The 17,678-nt window shown below is 68.1% G+C and carries 18 protein-coding genes; 9 read left to right on the plus strand and 9 right to left on the minus strand.

The annotated features are described in order from the left end of the window. The first annotated feature begins 213 nt into the window (after positions 1 to 213). Together glsA and NS1_RS23780 are read left to right on the plus strand one after the other, a co-directional pair. Positions 214 to 2,022, plus strand: coding sequence for a glutaminase A (glsA, locus tag NS1_RS23775; RefSeq protein WP_062987897.1), 1,809 nt, complete (start codon positions 214 to 216; stop codon positions 2,020 to 2,022). Positions 2,023 to 2,150: 128 nt separating this feature from the next. After that, positions 2,151 to 2,822 carry an SIMPL domain-containing protein gene (locus NS1_RS23780; RefSeq protein ID WP_062987899.1) on the plus strand — a complete coding sequence of 224 codons (672 nt, stop codon included), beginning with the start codon at positions 2,151 to 2,153 and terminating at the stop codon, positions 2,820 to 2,822. Positions 2,823 to 2,861: 39 nt separating this feature from the next. Here NS1_RS23780 and NS1_RS23785 read toward each other — a convergent pair whose 3' ends face one another. Both NS1_RS23785 and NS1_RS23790 read right to left on the minus strand, forming a co-directional pair. Next, positions 2,862 to 4,220, minus strand: a complete 1,359-nt coding sequence (locus NS1_RS23785) for a class I SAM-dependent RNA methyltransferase (RefSeq protein WP_062988015.1) — start codon at positions 4,218 to 4,220, stop codon at positions 2,862 to 2,864. Between the two features lie 36 nt (positions 4,221 to 4,256). Next, on the minus strand, positions 4,257 to 6,254 hold the full coding sequence (locus tag NS1_RS23790; RefSeq protein WP_062988017.1) for an APC family permease: 1,998 nt from the start codon (positions 6,252 to 6,254) through the stop codon (positions 4,257 to 4,259). Positions 6,255 to 6,425: 171 nt separating this feature from the next. Here NS1_RS23790 and NS1_RS23795 point away from each other — a divergent pair, with 171 nt between their 5' ends. Together NS1_RS23795 and NS1_RS23800 are read left to right on the plus strand one after the other, a co-directional pair. Next, a complete protein-coding gene (locus NS1_RS23795) occupies positions 6,426 to 7,091 on the plus strand; it encodes a potassium channel family protein (protein ID WP_056811222.1) in 666 nt (221 codons plus the stop codon). Between the two features lie 4 nt (positions 7,092 to 7,095). Next, positions 7,096 to 7,767: a potassium channel family protein gene (locus NS1_RS23800; protein WP_062987901.1), complete on the plus strand. Its 672-nt coding sequence runs from the start codon at positions 7,096 to 7,098 to the stop codon at positions 7,765 to 7,767. Between the two features lie 4 nt (positions 7,768 to 7,771). On the opposite strand, the gene NS1_RS23805 is transcribed toward NS1_RS23800, so the two are convergent. From NS1_RS23805 to NS1_RS23815, 3 genes are all read right to left on the minus strand, one after another. Continuing rightward, complete coding sequence (locus tag NS1_RS23805; RefSeq protein ID WP_255284662.1) at positions 7,772 to 8,416, minus strand: sigma-70 family RNA polymerase sigma factor; 645 nt, start codon at positions 8,414 to 8,416, stop codon at positions 7,772 to 7,774. A 128-nt stretch (positions 8,417 to 8,544) separates the two neighbouring features. Then, positions 8,545 to 9,291, minus strand: coding sequence for a DUF3159 domain-containing protein (locus tag NS1_RS23810; RefSeq protein ID WP_062987903.1), 747 nt, complete (start codon positions 9,289 to 9,291; stop codon positions 8,545 to 8,547). 3 nt (positions 9,292 to 9,294) lie between these two features. Then, positions 9,295 to 9,702, minus strand: coding sequence for an OB-fold nucleic acid binding domain-containing protein (locus NS1_RS23815; RefSeq protein ID WP_056811231.1), 408 nt, complete (start codon positions 9,700 to 9,702; stop codon positions 9,295 to 9,297). A gap of 74 nt (positions 9,703 to 9,776) precedes the next feature. On the opposite strand from NS1_RS23815, the gene NS1_RS23820 reads away from it, so the two are divergent. Beyond that, a complete protein-coding gene (locus tag NS1_RS23820) occupies positions 9,777 to 10,595 on the plus strand; it encodes an alpha/beta fold hydrolase (RefSeq protein ID WP_255284663.1) in 819 nt (272 codons plus the stop codon). A gap of 103 nt (positions 10,596 to 10,698) precedes the next feature. On the opposite strand, the gene NS1_RS23825 is transcribed toward NS1_RS23820, so the two are convergent. Beyond that, a complete protein-coding gene (locus tag NS1_RS23825; RefSeq protein WP_062988021.1) occupies positions 10,699 to 11,598 on the minus strand; it encodes a DUF3710 domain-containing protein in 900 nt (299 codons plus the stop codon). Positions 11,599 to 11,603: 5 nt separating this feature from the next. Beyond that, complete coding sequence (gene dut / locus NS1_RS23830; RefSeq protein WP_056811235.1) at positions 11,604 to 12,074, minus strand: dUTP diphosphatase; 471 nt, start codon at positions 12,072 to 12,074, stop codon at positions 11,604 to 11,606. A gap of 72 nt (positions 12,075 to 12,146) precedes the next feature. Here dut and NS1_RS23835 point away from each other — a divergent pair, with 72 nt between their 5' ends. Then, positions 12,147 to 12,683: a DUF3093 domain-containing protein gene (locus NS1_RS23835; RefSeq protein WP_084503950.1), complete on the plus strand. Its 537-nt coding sequence runs from the start codon at positions 12,147 to 12,149 to the stop codon at positions 12,681 to 12,683. A gap of 84 nt (positions 12,684 to 12,767) precedes the next feature. Here the strand turns inward: NS1_RS23835 and NS1_RS23840 are convergent, their stop codons facing one another. After that, positions 12,768 to 13,070, minus strand: coding sequence for a DUF4193 domain-containing protein (locus tag NS1_RS23840; RefSeq protein WP_056811237.1), 303 nt, complete (start codon positions 13,068 to 13,070; stop codon positions 12,768 to 12,770). A gap of 375 nt (positions 13,071 to 13,445) precedes the next feature. Between NS1_RS23840 and cei the strand changes: the two genes are divergently transcribed. Next, positions 13,446 to 14,129 (plus strand): envelope integrity protein Cei, encoded by a 684-nt coding sequence (gene cei, locus NS1_RS23845; RefSeq protein WP_062987905.1) that lies wholly within the window; start codon positions 13,446 to 13,448, stop codon positions 14,127 to 14,129. Positions 14,130 to 14,159: 30 nt separating this feature from the next. Here the strand turns inward: cei and NS1_RS23850 are convergent, their stop codons facing one another. Further along, positions 14,160 to 15,059: an inositol monophosphatase family protein gene (locus NS1_RS23850; protein ID WP_062987907.1), complete on the minus strand. Its 900-nt coding sequence runs from the start codon at positions 15,057 to 15,059 to the stop codon at positions 14,160 to 14,162. 108 nt (positions 15,060 to 15,167) lie between these two features. Between NS1_RS23850 and ppgK the strand changes: the two genes are divergently transcribed. Both ppgK and NS1_RS23860 read left to right on the plus strand, forming a co-directional pair. After that, positions 15,168 to 15,926 carry a polyphosphate--glucose phosphotransferase gene (ppgK, locus tag NS1_RS23855; RefSeq protein ID WP_056811245.1) on the plus strand — a complete coding sequence of 253 codons (759 nt, stop codon included), beginning with the start codon at positions 15,168 to 15,170 and terminating at the stop codon, positions 15,924 to 15,926. Between the two features lie 246 nt (positions 15,927 to 16,172). Next, positions 16,173 to 17,546 carry an RNA polymerase sigma factor gene (locus tag NS1_RS23860; RefSeq protein WP_056811247.1) on the plus strand — a complete coding sequence of 458 codons (1,374 nt, stop codon included), beginning with the start codon at positions 16,173 to 16,175 and terminating at the stop codon, positions 17,544 to 17,546. Positions 17,547 to 17,678: the final 132 nt, after the last annotated feature.

The following is a 17,678-nucleotide window of genomic DNA, read 5'->3' on the forward strand; positions in this document are numbered from 1 at the left end:
TACGGTCGCGACGACGATACCGCCCCATGGCCGCTGAACAGGACGCGCAAGCGGAAATCGGGTTCTACAAAGGCTTACCTCACTGCGTTCTCGGCTGTGAGGACAATCTCCCGCGCGTCCCCGCCCGCACCCGGTGACGGCGCGACCTACAGTGACGCTGTGACCCGAAGCCACGGCGCGACGCGCACGATCGACCCGGGTGTGGTGGCAGGCATGCTCGACGAGGTGTACGCCGCCTGCCGCGAGGACACCTCCGGCGCGCCCGCCGACTACATCCCCGAGCTCGCCGCGGTCGCACCGGATTCGTTCGGCTTGTGCCTGGCCACCGCCGACGGGCTGGTCTACGAAGTCGGCGACACCGATATCGGGTTCACCATCCAGTCGATCTCCAAGCCGTTCACCTATGCGCTGGCGCTGGCCGATCGCGGGCTCGACGGGGTGGCCGAGCACATCGATGTGGAGCCGTCCGGCGAGCCGTTCAACGAGATCAGCCTCGAACCGGAGACCCAGCGGCCGAGCAATCCGATGATCAACTCCGGGGCCATCACCGCGGCCTCGCTGATCAACGGCCGCGACGCCGCCGACAAGTTCGAGCGGGTTCGTCGCTGCTACTCCCGCTTCGCCGGGCGCGAGTTGACGATGGACCAGGCGGTCTACGAATCCGAGGCCCGCACCGGGTTCCGCAATCGGGCGATCGGGTACATGCTGCGCTCGGTCGGCATCATCGACGACGACCCCGACGATGCGGTCGACCGCTACTTCCGGCAGTGCTCGATCGAGATCACCTGCGCCGATCTGGCCATGATGGCGGCGACGCTGGCCGACAATGGCGTCAATCCGAAGACACACGAACGGGCGCTGTCGACCTCGCTCACCGAACGGGTGCTCAGCGTGATGACCACCTGCGGCATGTACAACGCCGCCGGTGACTGGGTGACCACGGTCGGGCTGCCGGCCAAGAGCGGGGTCGGCGGCGGGATCATCGCGGTGCTGCCAGGTCAGCTCGGGATCTCGGTGTATTCGCCGAGGCTGGACGGGCACGGCAACAGTGTGCGCGGGGCCGCGGCGTGCCGGGAGCTGTCGCGGCGGCTCGAATTGCACTTCTGTCACGTGACCCGGTCCGCGCGCACCGCGATCCGCGCCGACTACTCGGTGGCGCAGCTGCCGTCGCGATTGCGCCGCACGCCCGAGGACGCCGAGGTGCTGGCCGCCCACGGTGACCGGGCGCGGGTCTACGAGCTGCACGGCGACTTGTTGTTCGCGGGCGCCGAGCGGGCGGTTCGGGCGATCGAGGCCAACGCCGACGAGCTCGACGCGCTGGTGATCGACCTGCGGCGGGTCGGCGAGGTGAGTCAGGTGGCTCGCGGCATGGTCGAGCAGTTGCAGACCGACCTGGTACGCCGGGGCAGCCGAGTGGCGCTGGTCGATCCCGATGCCAAGCTCGGGCACGAGGCGTCGAGTCTGGATCCCGACGATCCGCGGGGGCGGGTGTTCATCGACCGGGATACCGCCACCGAATGGTGCGAGGACATCGTGCTCGATCGGCGTCGACCGGCCGGGACGAGCGCCCGCACGTCGATCGACCTCGATGAGCATCCGTTGCTGGTGGGGCTGGACCCCGCCGACCGGGACCGGCTGTGCGCGGAGTTCGTCGTCCGCACGTTCGCCCGAGGTGAGGTGATCGCCGAACGCGGTGAACCACGTTCCGGGCTGTATCTGATTCTCGACGGGCGGGTGCGGGGGACGTTTCCCGGCACCGACGGGCGGGTGCACCGGTTGGTGACGTTTTCGGCGGGGATGTCGTTCGGCGAGATCCCGATGTTGATCGGTGAGAGGTTCGTCAACGACATCGTCGCCGAGACCGGGGTCCGCGTGGCGGTGATGAGTCCCGCCGTATTCGACGAGCTCGCCGAGCAGCACCCGCAACTGAAACTCGCTCTGCTTCAACGACTCGCGGCCGGGGCATACGCGCAGATGGACGCAGCTGTACGCACAGTATCGGCGAACTCCGAGAACTACTGACCATTTCCGAACGCAGCTGTACGCACAGTATCGGCGAACTCCGAGAACTACTGATCCGGGCAGCGGAACTCGGTCCGGACGCGAGACGTTGAGCAGCACAGCAGCCTTCGACCGACAGGAGTACCGCGGTGAGCAAGAAATCCTGGCAGGCGAGCACGACCACCTTCGGGCGCGGCGTGGTGCGCGCGGTCCCCGACCTCATCCGGTTGACGTTGTCGGTGGAATCGCGCGCCGACACGGTCGCCGGGGCCTACGGGCGCGCCGGTGACCAGGTGAGCGCGGTCGTCGCGGCACTGCGGGCTGCCGGAGTGAGTGACGCCGATATGGCGACCAGCGGCTTGAGCGTGCGCACCGAGACCGTCTACACCGACAACGGCCGCACCGAGATCGCCGGATATCTGGCATCCACCGGCCTCACCGTGTCGCTTCGCGAAGGAACCGGCACCGAGCCCGCCGAAACAGTTGCCGCCGCGGTGAACGCGGGCGGCGACGACGTGCGCCTCGGCGGTCTGACCCGCGGCGTCGCCGACCCCGCGCCGCTGCTCGAACAAGCCCGCGACGCGGCATTCGACGACGCGAAGGCCAAGGCCGAGCAGTACGCGGCCCGCGCCGGGGTATCCCTCGGCGCTGTCCTCCTGATCACCGAGGACACCGCTCCCCCCTCCAGCCGGGCCTACGACATCAGCGCGGAGATGGACTCGTCCCCCATGCTGATGGCACGCGCCAGCTCCCCCGTCCCCGTTGTCCCCGGCGAAACCGAAGTCGGCGCGAGCGTCCGAGTGACCTGGGCCCTCGACTGACTCCGCTGTTGCCCGAACCCAGCCGGGCACCAGCACTCGTCAGCGATCGAGCAACGCCACACACTCCACGTGATGGGTAGCCGGGAACGCATCGAACGCCCGCAACTCCGCGAGGTGATACCCGGCGTCGAGGTACAACCCGAGGTCACGAGCGAAAGCCGCAGGGTCACAACCGATATGAACGATCCGACGCGGATCTGCGTCGGTGACGGCAGCGACGACATCCTTACCGGCACCAGCCCGCGGCGGATCGAGCACCACGACATCCGGCCGACCGGAAGCACTGCGAGCCCACCGCTCGACCCGATCGCTGTGCAATTCCAGCCACGGCAGATCGCCCAACGCCGCCACCCCGTCGACCACCGCCGAACGAGCCGATTCGACGCCGACCACCGCGCCGGTCTGCCCCGTCTGCTCGGCAAGCCGGGCAGCGAAGACACCGACACCGCTGTAGAGATCCCAACCGGACCCACCGGGAGCAAGCCCCGACCATTCAGCGATCAGATCCGAATAACACTGCGCCGCACCACGATGCGCCTGCCAGAACCCCGTCGCCGACAGTTCCCACCGGCGCCCCGCCACATACTCCACGACACGACCCGAACCTTCGACCACACACTCCTCGCGAGGTGCGTTCATGGCCGATTTGCGCGAAGCCGCCCGGTCCCGGATCGCACCACGCTCATCACCCGCGGGCGGCACCGACTCACGACGGCGCCCCGGCCGCTGACCACGACCGCGACTGCCGCCACGCGGAGTCTCGGGACGACCGGCCGGGCCCGAGGCCGGAGTCTCGGCCAGTTCCACGATATGACGCACACCGTCACCGTCGATCGCGACAACCAGATCGGCACCCGGGGTCCACAACCGATCCGCGACACCGTCGAGCGCGCCGGCGACAGGCTGCGGACAGCGCAGATCCGCGATCACCTCGGTGCTGCGGTAGCGATGCACGCCAGCGTGCCCCGCACCGTCGACGACCAACCGCACCCGCGTGCGCCAACCGCCGGTGTCGGCACCGGAATCACCGGCGATCGGTTCGACCGTCACCGCATGCTCGATCTTGGCCAGCCGCCGCAGCTGCTCTTCCACCACCGTGGCTTTGAGCGCACGTTGCGCCGTGGGCGTGGCGAAGGAGAAATCACAGCACCCCGCACCACCGGGTCCCGAGACGGGACAGGTGGCGGGCACCCGGTCCGCGGACGCCTCGATGATCTCGACGGCATCGGCGCGGCAGAACGAACCGCCGCGATCCTCGGTCACCCGAGCGCGCACCAGCTCACCGGGCAGCCCGTGTCGCACGAACACGACCCGGCCCTCGTGGCGAGCGACGATGAAACCGCCGTGCCCCGGCGCCCCGAGACGTACCTCGAATTCTTGTCCGCTCCAATCACTCACGGCCACACCCACTCTCACCCTCGACCGGCGCGCCGCTCATTCGCGACGTCCTGGTCGTTCGAAACCTCGACGCACCGAACCCGGTGCGTTCACTTCGCCTGCCTGCTTGGCCCTGGTGGAGGAACTGAGCTGCCACGGCACGCTCGTCACCATCACACCCGGCTCGAACAGCAATCTGCCCTTCAAACGCAGCGCGGACTGGTTGTGCAGCACCTGCTCCCACCAGTGTCCGACCACATATTCGGGGATGAACACGGTGACCACGTCGCGCGGTGCGTTCTTGCGCACCCGCTTGACGTATTCGAGCACCGGCTTGGTGATCTCGCGGTAGGGCGATTCGATCACCTTCAGCGGCACGTTGATCTCGCTGTTCTCCCATTCGCGCACCAGCTTGCGGGTGTCGGCGTCGTCGACGTTGACCGTTACCGCCTCCAGTGTGTCCGGGCGGGTGGCGCGCGCGAACGCCAGCGCACGGCGCGTGGGCAGGTGCAGCTTGGAGACCAGGACCAGCGAGTGGGTGCGGCTGGGCAGCACGCCGTCCCAGTCGGATTCGTCGAGTTCGCGCGAGACGGAGTCGTAGTGCTTACGGATCAGCTTCATCACCCCGAAGATCGCCACCATCGTGAGGATCGCGATCCAGGCACCGGCGAAGAACTTGGTGACCAGCACGATCATCAGCACGGCGCCCGTCGCGGTCAGACCGATCGCGTTGATCACCCGGGAACGCATCATGTGCCTGCGCTGCGCCGGGTCGGTCTCGGTGCGCAGCAGGCGCGTCCAGTGCCGCAGCATGCCGGTCTGGCTCAGCACGAACGAGACGAACACACCCACGATGTAGAGCTGGATCAGCTTGGTCACCTCGGCGCCGAAGACCACCACGAACGCGATCGCCGCACCCGAGAGGAAGAGGATGCCGTTGGAGAACGCGAGCCGGTCGCCGCGAGTATGCAGCTGACGGGGCAGGTAGCGGTCCTGGGCCAGAATCGAACCGAGTACGGGGAAACCGTTGAACGCGGTGTTGGCGGCCAGCACCAGGATCAGCGCGGTGACGATGGTGATGAAGAAGAAACCGATCGGGAAGCCGTGGAACACCGCTTCGGCGATCTGCGCGATCAGGGTCTTCTGGTGATAATCGGCGGGCGCGCCGATCAGGTGCGCGGGGTCGTGCGCGTACACGACGCGGATCTTCTGGGCCAGAATGATGATGCCCATCAGCAGCACGATCGCGATGGAACCCAGCAGCAGCAGGGTGGTCGCGGCATTGCGCGACTTGGGTTTACGGAAAGCGGGGACACCGTTGCTGATGGCCTCGACACCGGTGAGCGCCGCACAGCCGGAGGAGAAGGCGCGCGCGATCAGGAAGGCGAAGGCCACGCCGTAGAGGTGCTCGTCTTCGGCGTTGAGCCCGAAACCGGCGGACTCGGCCTGGATGTCGTCGCCGAGCACATAGGTACGGAACAGGCCCCAGGCCAGCATCACGACCATGCCGACGATGAACGCGTAGGTCGGAATCGCGAACGCCGTACCGGATTCGCGCACGCCTCGCAGGTTGATCGCGGTGAGGATCGCGATCGCCACCACCGCGAACAACACCTTGTGCGTGGCCACGAACGGAATGGCGGAACCGATGTTCGACGCCGCCGAGGAGATCGACACCGCGACGGTGAGCACGTAGTCGACCAGCAGCGCGCTGCCGACCGTCAGACCGGCGTTGGGTCCGATGTTCTTGGTCGCGACCTCGTAGTCACCACCGCCCGACGGGTAGGCGTGCACGTTCTGCCGGTAGCTGGCGACGACCACCGCCATCACCAGGGCTACGGCAAGACCGACCCACGGCGCGTACACGTAAGCCGAGATGCCCGCCGCCGACAGCACCAGGAAGATTTCCTCCGGGGCATAGGCGACCGACGACATCGCATCGGAGGCGAAGACCGGAAGAGCGATACGCTTGGGCAATAACGTGTGGCCGAGCGAATCGCTACGGAACGGCCTGCCCAGCAGCACACGCTTGGCTGCCGTCGTCAACTTGGACACCGGGCTGAGCATAGAGGAGTTCACCAGCACCTTCGCGCGCACGTTCATCGGCGTCACGGTGATGTCTGGATTGTTTGCCCCGCGTCGGCGCGGGGAAAATGGGCGATGGGAGCATCCGGCGGGTACGGTCCTTGCCGGACGCCACGGGTAGGCAAGGAACGAGGGTGCACGGTGTACGTAGTGATCATGGGGTGCGGGCGTGTCGGCTCGTCACTGGCGCGTGCGCTGACCAGGGTGGGTCACGAGGTCACGGTCATCGACCGCGATCCCACCGCCTTCCGCCGCCTCGGTGAGGGCTTCACCGGGCAGGAGGTGATCGGCGTCGGCTTCGACCGTGAGGTGCTGACCCGCGCGGGGATCGAGCGCGCCGACGCCTTCGCCGCGGTGAGCTCCGGTGACAACTCCAACATCATCTCGGCGCGAGTGGCCAGAGAGATGTTCGGCGTCGAACGTGTCGTCGCCCGCATCTACGACGCCAAGCGCGCCGAGGTGTACGAACGACTCGGGATCCCGACCATCGCGACCGTGCCGTGGACCACCGATCGGTTCCTGCGCACCCTCATCGGCGACAACTCGACCACCACCTGGCGCGACCCCACCGGCGCCGTCGCGGTGACCCAGCTGACCCTGCACGAGGATTGGTCCGGTCGCACCGTGCGCGATCTGGAACGCGACCTGCAGGTGCGGGTGGCGTTCATCCTGCGCTTCGGCCAGGGTCTGCTGCCCGAATCCAAGACGATCGTCCAGGCCGACGACGTCGTCTACGTCGCGGCCACGTCCGGCACAGTCGGCGAGGCGATAGCCCTGGCCGCCAAGGCCCCACTGAGCGAGGACTGAACACATGAAGGTCGCCATCGCCGGAGCGGGCGCGGTCGGGCGCTCGATCGCCAGGGAACTCCTACGCGGCGGACACCGCGTGATGCTGCTCGAACGCCAGCTCGACCACATCGACCCGCCCGCCATCCCCGACGCCGTCTGGGTGCACGCCGACGCCTGTGAGCTGTCGTTGTTGGAGAACGCCGATCTCGAGACCTACGAGGTGGTGATCGCGGCCACCGGCGACGACAAGGCGAACCTCGTGCACGCCCTGCTCGCCAAGACCGAGTTCGGGGTGCGCCGGGTGGTGGCGCGGGTCAACGATCCGCGCAACGAATGGCTGTTCAACGAGTCGTGGGGCGTCGACGTGGCGGTGTCGACGCCGCGGCTGCTCGCCTCACTCGTCGAGGAGGCCGTGTCGGTGGGTGATCTGGTGCGGCTGATGACGTTGCGGCAGGGACAGGCCAATCTGGTGGAGATCACCCTGCCCTCCGACACCCAGCTGGCAGGCAAGCCGGTGCGAACATTGAAGATGCCGCGCGATACCGCGCTGGTGACGATCCTGCGCGGTGGCCGGGTGATCGTGCCGCAGCCCGACGATCCCTTCGAGGGCGACGACGAACTGCTGTTCGTCACCTCGGTGGAGGCCGAAGAGGATCTGCGGCTGACCCTGGCGACCCACGGCGTGAAGCCCTGAGTCCTTACGCCACTTTCAGTTCCGCGCGCAGCTTGTTGAGCGCGCGGTGCTGCATCACCCGGACGACACCGGGGCTGGTGCCGATGGCCTCGGCGGTCTGAGCCGCGCTCCAGCCGAGCACGATGCGCATGTGCAGCACCTCGCGGTGATTCGGCGCGAGCACCTTCATCAGTTCATGGGTGGCGGCGCGGCGCTCGAACGCCAGGACCCAGTCCTCCGGACCCGCGGAGGCACTCGCGGTGTCGGGGAGCTCGGCCGTCGGGTAGGCGGTGTGCTTGCCGCGACGGAAGGCGTCGGAGACTTTGTTGGCGGCGATGCCGTAGACGAAGGCCAGAAACGACTTGCCCTGATCGCGGTAGCGCGGAATGGCCGTGACGGTGGCGATGAGAACTTCCTGGGTGACATCGTCGGCGGTGACGGTGAGATGGCCGGTGGAGCCCATGCGTGCCGAGCAGTACCGGCGGACCAGCGGGTGCACCAGGCGCAGGATCTCCGCGACGGCCTCGCGGTCACCACGGGCGGCCGGGCCGATCAGCGCGTCGAGTTCGGCGCCGATGCGCTTGCTCTCCGACAGGACCGGCGCCGGGGTCTTGGTGGCGTCGCGGCGGGCGGTGGTGGCCGGTCGCTCGTTTCGGTGCTCGGTTGCCATCATGGTCGCCGGTCCTCTCACGATCATCGCGTATTTTTCGGTACGCATTGATCGTGCGACGAACGGCCGGTCGCAACCAGATACCCCAGGGTGGGTACTTCCCCACCTCCGGCGTCCCGCAACCCACCCTATGCGCGCACGGATTCCGTTCCGGCCCCGGACTTGTCGGTTTTCTCGGCGGGCAGGTGCCCGGCGCGGCGCACCGCCCAGACGGTGACGACCAGGGCCACCGCGGTGAGCGGCCAGCCCATGCCGATCCGCGCCACGGCCAGCCAGGTGGTGTGGTCGGTGTCGTAGAGCTGTGACTGCACCAGGTAGCGGGCGCCGAATACGACCACCCAGACAACGGTGGCCAGGTCGTAGAGCTTGCGGATGCGCTTGTCGGTACGCCAGTGGGAACCGTGGCCGTTGAGCGCGCCCCAGATCACCCCGACCAGTGGTCGGCGCAGCAGGATCGACACCGCGAACACGCCCGCGTACACGAGGCTGGTGTAGATCCCGAACAGGAAGAAGCCCTTGGCCTCGCCCACCCGCTGGGCGATGAGCGCGCACAGGCCGACGCCGAGGAAGCCGGAGACGGCCGGCTGGATGGGACTGCGCTGGACCAGCCGCCAGATGAGGATGGCGGCGGCGACGCCGAGGGCGGCCCAGATGGCCACGGTGAGGCCCGCGAAGGTGTTCACCGGGACGAAGACCAGAACGGGGAGGGTGGAATAGATCAGGCCGCTGAAACCGCCGAGCTGCTCGAGCAAGGTTTGTTCGGCCTTGTCGACCTCGGTGTCGATCTCCGGGTCCACCGTTTCATCGGTGACCACGGGCAACGCCACAGTGGCTTCGGGGTCCGCGGCAGTGCGGTACTCGTCGCTGGAGGGCATACGTCAGCTGTTCCCGCGCAATTCGTAGTAGGGGTTGAAGATCACTTTGCGGCCGTCGCGGTCGCCGACGCGGCCACGGACCAGAATGCGCCTGCCCGGTTCGATCCCGGGAATGCGCCTACGCCCGATCCACACCAGGGTGATGGCATCGGTGCCGTCGAAGAACTCGGCCTGCACGGTGGCACCCGCGGCCTTCGGACACGCCTCGACACTGCGGAGTCGGCCCAGAATCGTCGCCTCTTCACCACGACAACAGTCCTTGGCCCGCCGGGCACCGGAGGCTTCGACCGTCTCGGCCAATTCCTCGGCGTCGAGCTGGTCGATATCTGCGGTGAGACGACGACCGAGTCGACGAAAATATCCCGAGTCCGGACCCGATCCCGACTTGTGTCCGCCCGTGGATGACGACATGTCACGCTTCTCCCGCTAGTTGGCCGTACACCGCCACTGTAGATGGGCAAACGCCCGGCCGCTACGCTCGGTCGGTGTTGCGCACCCCACCCCAGGTCACCGTGGTCGCCCTGCCGGGGACCGGCTCCGACGCCGATTTCGCGGCCCGCGCGTTCGGGCCTGCCGCCCATGCGCGCGGACTCGCCTTCCACGCCGTCGAACCGGACCCGCAGGCCGTGATCGGGAGCTGTACCGCGGCTTTGGACGCTGCCGCGGCGCGCGGTCCGGTCCTGGCCGCTGGCATCTCCCTCGGCGCCGCGATCGCGCTCGACTGGGCAGCCGAGCACCCGAACGCGGTAGTCGGTGTCATCACAGCATTACCCGCCTGGACGGGTGCCGAAACCGCCACGTGCCCCGCCGCTTCGAGCGCTTCGGTTACCGCCGAGCAACTGCGAGCCGACGGCCTGGAGGCGGTGATCGAGCGGATGCGGGCGTCGAGTCCGCGATGGTTGGCCGACGCGTTGACCCAGTCGTGGCGCGGGCAGTGGCCCCATCTGCCCGCCGCGCTGGACGAGGCCGCGGGGTACGCGTGGCCAGCACTGGAGCAGTTGGCCGCCATTGATGTGCCGGTCGCGGTGGTCGGCGCGACCGACGACCCGGTCCACCCGATCGCGGTCGCGGAAGAATGGGCGGCAGCCTTGCCGTCGTCCCGACTGCACAGAGTGACGCTCACCGAGCTGGGCGCCGACCCGGCAATACTCGGACATGCCGGATTCGCGCAGTTGAGCACGTTGCTCCCAGCGACGCACAGGCAACGAAAAGCTTTGCAGGACAACCGATTTCGCGAGTACATGGGTAACTCGCCGGGAACCCCCGACACAAGACCCGCCACCGACCGCCGGCCCGGCAGCTGACTGATCCGCCTCCCCACGACCGGCAAAAGTCGCGGGGAGGCGGACGAGCACCTAGTTCAGGCCCAGTTGCTGCATGGCTAGTTCAGGCCCAGTTGCTGCATGGCTAGTTCAGGCCCAGTTGCTGCATGGCCGAACCGTCGGCGCCACGACGTGGCTCGTCGGGCAGTTTCGGCGGGAGGGCCGACGGCGGCGGGGCGGCGGCCGCGGCAGCCTGGGCCTCCAGGGCGTCTTGCTGGGCCTGGATCTGCTGCTGGTGGGCGGCGGCCAGCTGTTCGGCCAGCTCCTGGGGCAGGACCACCGGGAGCGGGTCGCGCACGGGGAGCGGTTCGGTGCCGCGGCGGACCACGGCGTCGGCCAGGACCGCGCGGGCGGCGGTGATCAGTGGACTGCGATCGTCGACGGCGCCCTTGGGACCGGCGGCGACGAGTCGGATCATCCAGCGCGGGCCGTCGACGCCGATGAAGCGCAGGTCGGCGCCCTCGGTGATCGCCTTGACCTCGCGGCCCCACGGACCCTTCTCGACGGCCACGCTCGCGCCGTCACCGCGCAACGACTCGGCCAGATCCGCGGCGACCGTGCGCCACTGGCCCGCCGACTTCGGCGCGGCGTAGGCGGCGACCGTGAGCCTGCCGTGCTCGGTGGCCAGGTGCACCGCCTGCGGGGTGCCGTCGGGGCTCATCTCCACCTGCAACTGCCCGCCCTGGGGCACCGGAATGAGCACCGAGCCGAGGTCGAGGCGCCGCGAGATCGCTTCGTCGGAGACCTCGCTGATGTCGTAGGGGCCCGCGGCGGCATCGGGGGCGTGGTCGAAATTGCCGTAGATGCGCTCGTCGGTCGGCGCGTCGTCGAAGTCCAGGCGCGCGAAGTCGGGGCGCTGGAACTCGTCGGTGTCGTACTCGTCGGAGTCAGCGTCCAGGTCGTAGTCCGCCTCGTCGTACTCGACTTCGTCGTATTCGACGTAGTCGGCCTCGTCGTCGCGCGCGCGCTTCTTCTTTCCGAACAGACCCATCACGCCTCCTTGTCGGCCAGGCTGGCATGCCCGCCGCTCGACCCGTATCCGCCGGTGCCACGGGCGGTGTCGTCGAGATCGTCGACCTCGGCGAAATCGACCAACTCGACCCGTTGCACCAGCAACTGCGCGATGCGGTCACCGCGACGCAGCTCGATGGCGGTGCGCGGGTCGTGATTGATCAGGCACACCTTGATCTCACCGCGGTAGCCCGCGTCGACCGTGCCGGGCGTGTTGACCACCGACAGACCGGCCTTCGCAGCCAAGCCCGAACGAGGGTGGATCAAGCCGACGGTGCCCACCGGCAACGCGATCGCGATCCCGGTGCCGACCAGCACCCGCTCGCCCGGTTCGATGATCACATCCTCGGTGGTACAGAGGTCGACGCCCGCGTCACCCGGATGGGCACGCGTCGGCACAGGGATGCCGGGATCGAGCCGCCGCAGCGGAATCGGTGCAAGTGCGTTCACATCGGTCGAGACTACGCGGTCGAGGCCGGACCTTCTCGTCGCAGCCCTGGTGCGGTGACCTAGTGTTGAGGGGTGCCCGACCAGCCCCATTCCCCGACGACCGCGACCACAGACGCCGACCACCGCGCGCCGAGCGCGCAGGGTCCGTCGCCCTACTCCGAGCGCCTGTGGGTGCCGCTGTGGTGGTGGCCGGTCGGCTTCGCGATCGCGGGCCTGCTCGCGGCCGAGATCCATATGGGCGCGCCGGGGCTGCGGGCCTGGCTGCCGTATGTGCTGCTGGCGCCGGTCCCGGTCTGGATTCTGTTGTGGATGAGCAGGCATCGCCTGGATGTCACCGTGGCCGGCGATGGTACGGCGGAATTGCGCGTCGACCGGGCCCACCTACCGGTGAGCTTCGTCGCGCGTGGCGCGGCCGTCGCGTCGACGGCCAAGAGTGCGGCGCTGGGCCGACAACTCGACCCCGCCGCCTATGTGCAGCACCGGGCCTGGATCGGCCCGATGGCATTGCTGGTGCTGAACGACCCGGACGACCCGACGCCGTACTGGTTGGTCAGTACGCGGAGGCCGGACCGGGTCTTGACCGCGCTCGGACTCCCGAGCGCGGGCTGACCCTTCCTCGCTGATCCCCTCTGGATCAGTAGTACGCAGTCCGTGCGGATCGACTGTCCACACGGTGATGCGTACTGCCTGCTTCTAGAGCGCGCAGTCCATGCAGATGAGCTGTCCACCCTTCTCCGTGGCCAGTCGGCTGCGGTGATGCACGAGAAAACAGCTCGAGCAGGTGAACTCGTCCGCCTGCTTCGGGACCACCCGAACGCTGAGTACCTCGTCGGACAAGTCCGCGCCGGGAAGCTCGAACGATTCCGCTGTATCGGATTCGTCGATGTCCACGACGGCGGACTGCGCCTCGTTGCGGCGGGCCTTCAGCTCCTCGAGCGAATCCTCCGACACCTCGTCGGATTCGGTGCGCCGCGGTGCGTCATAGTCGGTTGCCATGTCGTCTTCCCCTCAGTCCTTACTCCGTATATCCCGGATCAGTCGATTGCCGTAACCCCGCAGGGGTCCGGCGTTCGTACCGCCCCGCCGGTGGTACACCTCACACGTGCACCGGTCGTCTATCAGGTTCGACCAGCTAGCGATCTACTCCGACAGCGTTCGGTAAACGCAGGACATGCCCTTGTTGTTCCCGCGACCGACCACCGTTTCACCGGTAAATATTCGATCTGGGCGGGCAGACAATAGCGGACCAATGGGCGAAAGTCGCAATCAAACCCCCGCCGAGCCGAAACCGACGACGAATCGTCACCTGCTGGGAAACTCGCCGAGACCTCCCCGACTCGCGCACCGCCGCGGGACTCGTAGAGTGAGCGCGTGGTTTCACTGATCACCGAAGGCAGCGCGACTGATCGCGACGGCAAACCCTTTCCGCGGCGGCGGCCCGAGCTCTGGCTCGCGCTCGTCCTCGTGCTGGCTCTGGTGAGCCTGTTCGTCTGGATTACGGCGTTCCGTACCCGTGACGACAGCAACGAACCGATGGCGTGCAACGCGCCGAGCACGCCGACCGCCACCAACGCCCCGCAGCCCGCGGCACTGGGCTCACGCGTGGGCCCGACACGGCTGGAGGCGGTCGATCCGGCGGCGCTGTCGGAGTCGAAGGTGCGGGTGTTCAACGCCAACGGCAAGAGCGGACAGGCCGGTCACATCGCCTCCGCTCTCGGCGACCTCGGGTTCGCCGGCGCGCCGGGGACACAGGTCGGTAACGATCCGGTCTATGTCAGCGGGGACCTCACCTGCACCGGGCAGATCCGGTTCGGCGTGAACGGCCGACCGGCTGCCGCCTCGGTGCAGCTCGTCGCTCCCTGCGCCGAGCTGATCGAGGACCCGCGCACCGACGACACCGTCGATCTGGTCCTCGGCCAGGCGTTCGGCGAATCGCTTCGCCCCGGCGCCGACGCCGAGGCCGTGCTCCGTTCGCTGAAGAACCTCGCCCCCGGCGCGAGCTCGTCCTCGATCGACCCCGACCTCCTCGACGCGGCGCGCGACGTCAAGTGCTGAGCTGATTCCTCGGCGGCCCCGCCGTTGACGTCAGTCCGGCAGGGCGGTCGGGGCGCCGACGCGGTCGAGCAGGTCGTCGAGGTCCTTCGCGATGCCGGGGGCGGCCACGACCGTCAGTTCGCCCGCGGCACCGCCGACGGTGACCGGGGGGACATGGACGACCGCGCCCGCTTCGGCGGCGATGAGGGCGCCCGCGGCCCAGTCCCAGGCATTGAGGCCGTGCTCGTAGTAGGCCTCGAGCCGGCCCGCGGCGACATGGCACAGATCCATGGCGGCGGCGCCGAGGCGGCGGATGTCGCGAATCTGCGGCAGGATCTCGGTGAGCAGCTGCGCCTGACGGGCACGGCGCGCGCTGCCGTAGGCGAAACCGGTGGCTACAAGGGCCACCGAGAGCGAATCCTCGCTACTGCAGCGCAGTGGCACCCGGGTGCCGTCCGGGCGCACAGCGTGCGATCCAGCGCCCAGTGCGGCGCTGTAGGTGGTCGCGGCGGCCACGTCGACCACGGCGCCTGCCACGGGCTTGCCATCGACCACCGCACCCACCGACACGGCGTAGCCGGGCAGCCCGTAGAGGAAGTTCACGGTGCCGTCGATCGGGTCGACGACCCAGGTGACAGTGCCCGGCGCGGTGGCGCCGACATCGCCGCCGCCCTCCTCCCCCAGAATCGCGTCGTCGGGCCTGCGCTCGGCGAGCAGCCCACGGATCAGCTGTTCGGATTCGGTGTCGACGATGGTGACCGGATCGGTGACGTGACCCTTGGTTGCCACCGCTCCGGCCACGGGTCCACCGTCGGCGAACACCTCGGGCCTGCGGGCACGCACATGCGCGGCGGCCGCTTCGGCCAGCTCGACGGCGAGGCGGCGCAACGGCTCGTAATCGGTGGATGTGATGGGGGCGGTTGGGGTCTCGGGCTCGGTGTATTCGGGCACCGCTCCATCGCATCACATGTCGTGGCGTCTCGCGCGAGGGGTGACTACCGCTACTCTGCTTGCTGGTGTCTGTCAGGCACATCGACCGCGTCAGCAAGGGGTTGAACCATGTCCACTCGGGGGCACGCATTCGGGATCGATATCGGCGGTAGCGGGGTGAAGGGCGCCGAGGTCGATCTGGCCACCGGTCTGCTCGCCCATGACCGCATCAAGATCGCGACACCGCAGCCGTCAACGCCCGCGGCCGTCGCCGCGGCGGTCGCCGAACTGGTGGCCCAGGCAGGGTGGGAGGGTCCGGTCGGCATCACCATGCCGTGCGTGGTACTCGACGGCCACGCCAGAACCGCGGCCAACATCGACCAGGCCTGGATCGGCACCGACGCCCACGCGCTGTTCGCCGAGGCACTGGGTGGGCGAACCGTCACCGTGCTCAACGACGCCGACGCCGCCGGCCTGGCCGAGGACTCCTACGGCACCGCGCGCGACCTCGACGGCCTGACCCTGCTGCTCACCTTCGGCACCGGTATCGGCTCCGCGCTGCTCTACAACGGCGTGCTGGTCCCCAACTCCGAACTCGGCCATCTCAAGATCGAGGGCGTCGACGCCGAGGATCTGGCCGCGGCCTCGGTCAAGGACAACGAGAACCTCACCTACCCCGAGTGGGCGCAGCGGGTGAGTCGCGTGTTGCGCCACATCGAGGATCTGTTCTGGCCGAAGGTGATCGTGGCGGGCGGCGGCATCAGCCGTGATCACGAGCAGTGGATCCCCTTGCTCACCAACCGAACTCCCGTGATTCCGGCCGTATTGAAGAACACCGCGGGTATCGTCGGCGCGGCGATGGCCATCGATGCGGGCATCGCGCCGTAGCCCGGCGCGGCCTGCGACGCAACGCCTGGATGGCATCGTGCCATGAGTACCCTGGTTGGATCGTTACAATGGAACACGTCCGGCGGTGAGCCGGTGAAACCTTCCGGCCGCGGCCGGTCGCGAGAAGGTCGGTGAACGAGCGCCGACTTCACCCGGCCGACGCATCGCCGGTGCAACCCGACCGACCGCTCCGCCGGAAAACCACTCTGGCGTGACGCCGCACGAGACCGTCACGAAAGGGCGTACGTGGTAGCCACGAATACCCGTCAGACCGCCGACTCGGCCTCCGACGCCGATGCCGACGACGCCGTAACCCCGGCCAAGAAAGCGCCGGCCAAAAAGGCCGCCGCCAAAAAGGCGCCGGCCAAGAAGGCCGTAGCCAAGAAGGCGCCGGCGAAGAAGGCTGCCGCCAAGAAGGCTCCGGCCAAGAAAACCGCCGCGAAGAAGGCGACCTCGGGCGAGGGCGGTGAAGAGCAGCTCGACGACGAGTCGGTCGAGGTCGACGATCTCGGTGATCTCGAAGTCGCCGAGGACGAACTCGTCGGCGAGGAGGTCGTCGTCGAAGACGTCGCCGAGGACACCGCCGAAGTCGCCGAGACCGCGGAGCCGTCCGAGAAGGACAAGGCTTCCGGCGATTTCGTCTGGGACGAGGAGGAGTCCGAAGCGCTGCGTCAAGCACGCAAGGACGCCGAACTCACCGCCTCCGCCGACTCGGTACGCGCCTACCTCAAGCAGATCGGCAAGGTCGCGCTGCTCAACGCGGAAGAGGAGGTCGAACTCGCCAAGCGGATCGAGGCCGGCCTGTTCGCCGCGGAGAAGATGCGCGAGTTCGCCGAGGCGGGCGAGAAGCTCTCGGTGACGACGCGCCGCGACTTCAACTGGATCGTGCGCGACGGCAACCGAGCGAAGAACCATCTACTCGAGGCCAACCTGCGGCTGGTCGTCTCGCTGGCCAAGCGCTACACCGGCCGCGGCATGGCGTTCCTGGATCTCATCCAGGAAGGCAACCTGGGTCTGATCCGTGCGGTCGAGAAGTTCGACTACACCAAGGGTTACAAGTTCTCGACCTACGCGACGTGGTGGATCCGTCAGGCCATCACCCGCGCCATGGCCGATCAGGCCCGCACCATCCGCATTCCGGTGCACATGGTCGAAGTGATCAACAAGCTCGGCCGCATCCAGCGCGAGCTGCTCCAGGACCTGGGCCGTGAGCCCACGCCGGAGGAGCTCGCCAAGGAAATGGACATCACGCCGGAGAAGGTGCTGGAGATCCAGCAGTACGCGCGTGAACCGATCTCGCTCGACCAGACCATCGGCGACGAGGGCGACAGCCAGCTCGGTGACTTCATCGAGGACTCCGAGGCGGTCGTCGCGGTCGACGCGGTGAGCTTCACCCTGCTGCAGGATCAGCTGCAGTCGGTGCTGGAGACGCTGTCCGAGCGCGAGGCGGGCGTGGTGCGGTTGCGCTTCGGCCTCACCGACGGTCAGCCGCGCACCCTCGACGAGATCGGTCAGGTCTACGGCGTCACGCGTGAGCGCATCCGCCAGATCGAATCGAAGACGATGAGCAAGCTGCGCCACCCGAGCCGTTCGCAGGTTCTGCGCGACTACCTCGACTAGCAGTTCTACGAAGAAAGGCCCGCACCACCGATTCGGTGGTGCGGGCCTTTCTTCGTTTCAGTAACTACATTCCCAGCGGTCTGTTTTATCCAGAAGACCGACCGGTTAATCGTTTCGTGATCAACCCCACAC

The sequence above is a fragment of the Nocardia salmonicida NBRC 13393 genome (assembly GCF_001613085.1).
In the GTDB taxonomy this organism is placed as follows: Bacteria; Actinomycetota; Actinomycetes; order Mycobacteriales; family Mycobacteriaceae; genus Nocardia; species Nocardia salmonicida.

Bases quoted from the DNA above. Each gene is read 5' to 3' on its own strand.
- glsA (WP_062987897.1), top strand. From the start codon at position 214: ATGCTCGACGAGGTGTACGCCGCCTGCCGCGAGGACACCTCCGGCGCG.
- NS1_RS23800 (WP_062987901.1), top strand. From the start codon at position 7,096: ATGAAGGTCGCCATCGCCGGAGCGGGCGCGGTCGGGCGCTCGATCGCC.
- NS1_RS23805 (WP_255284662.1), bottom strand. From the start codon at position 8,416: ATGGCAACCGAGCACCGAAACGAGCGACCGGCCACCACCGCCCGCCGC.
- NS1_RS23810 (WP_062987903.1), bottom strand. From the start codon at position 9,291: ATGCCCTCCAGCGACGAGTACCGCACTGCCGCGGACCCCGAAGCCACT.
- NS1_RS23815 (WP_056811231.1), bottom strand. From the start codon at position 9,702: ATGTCGTCATCCACGGGCGGACACAAGTCGGGATCGGGTCCGGACTCG.
- NS1_RS23840 (WP_056811237.1), bottom strand. From the start codon at position 13,070: ATGGCAACCGACTATGACGCACCGCGGCGCACCGAATCCGACGAGGTG.
- ppgK (WP_056811245.1), top strand. From the start codon at position 15,168: ATGTCCACTCGGGGGCACGCATTCGGGATCGATATCGGCGGTAGCGGG.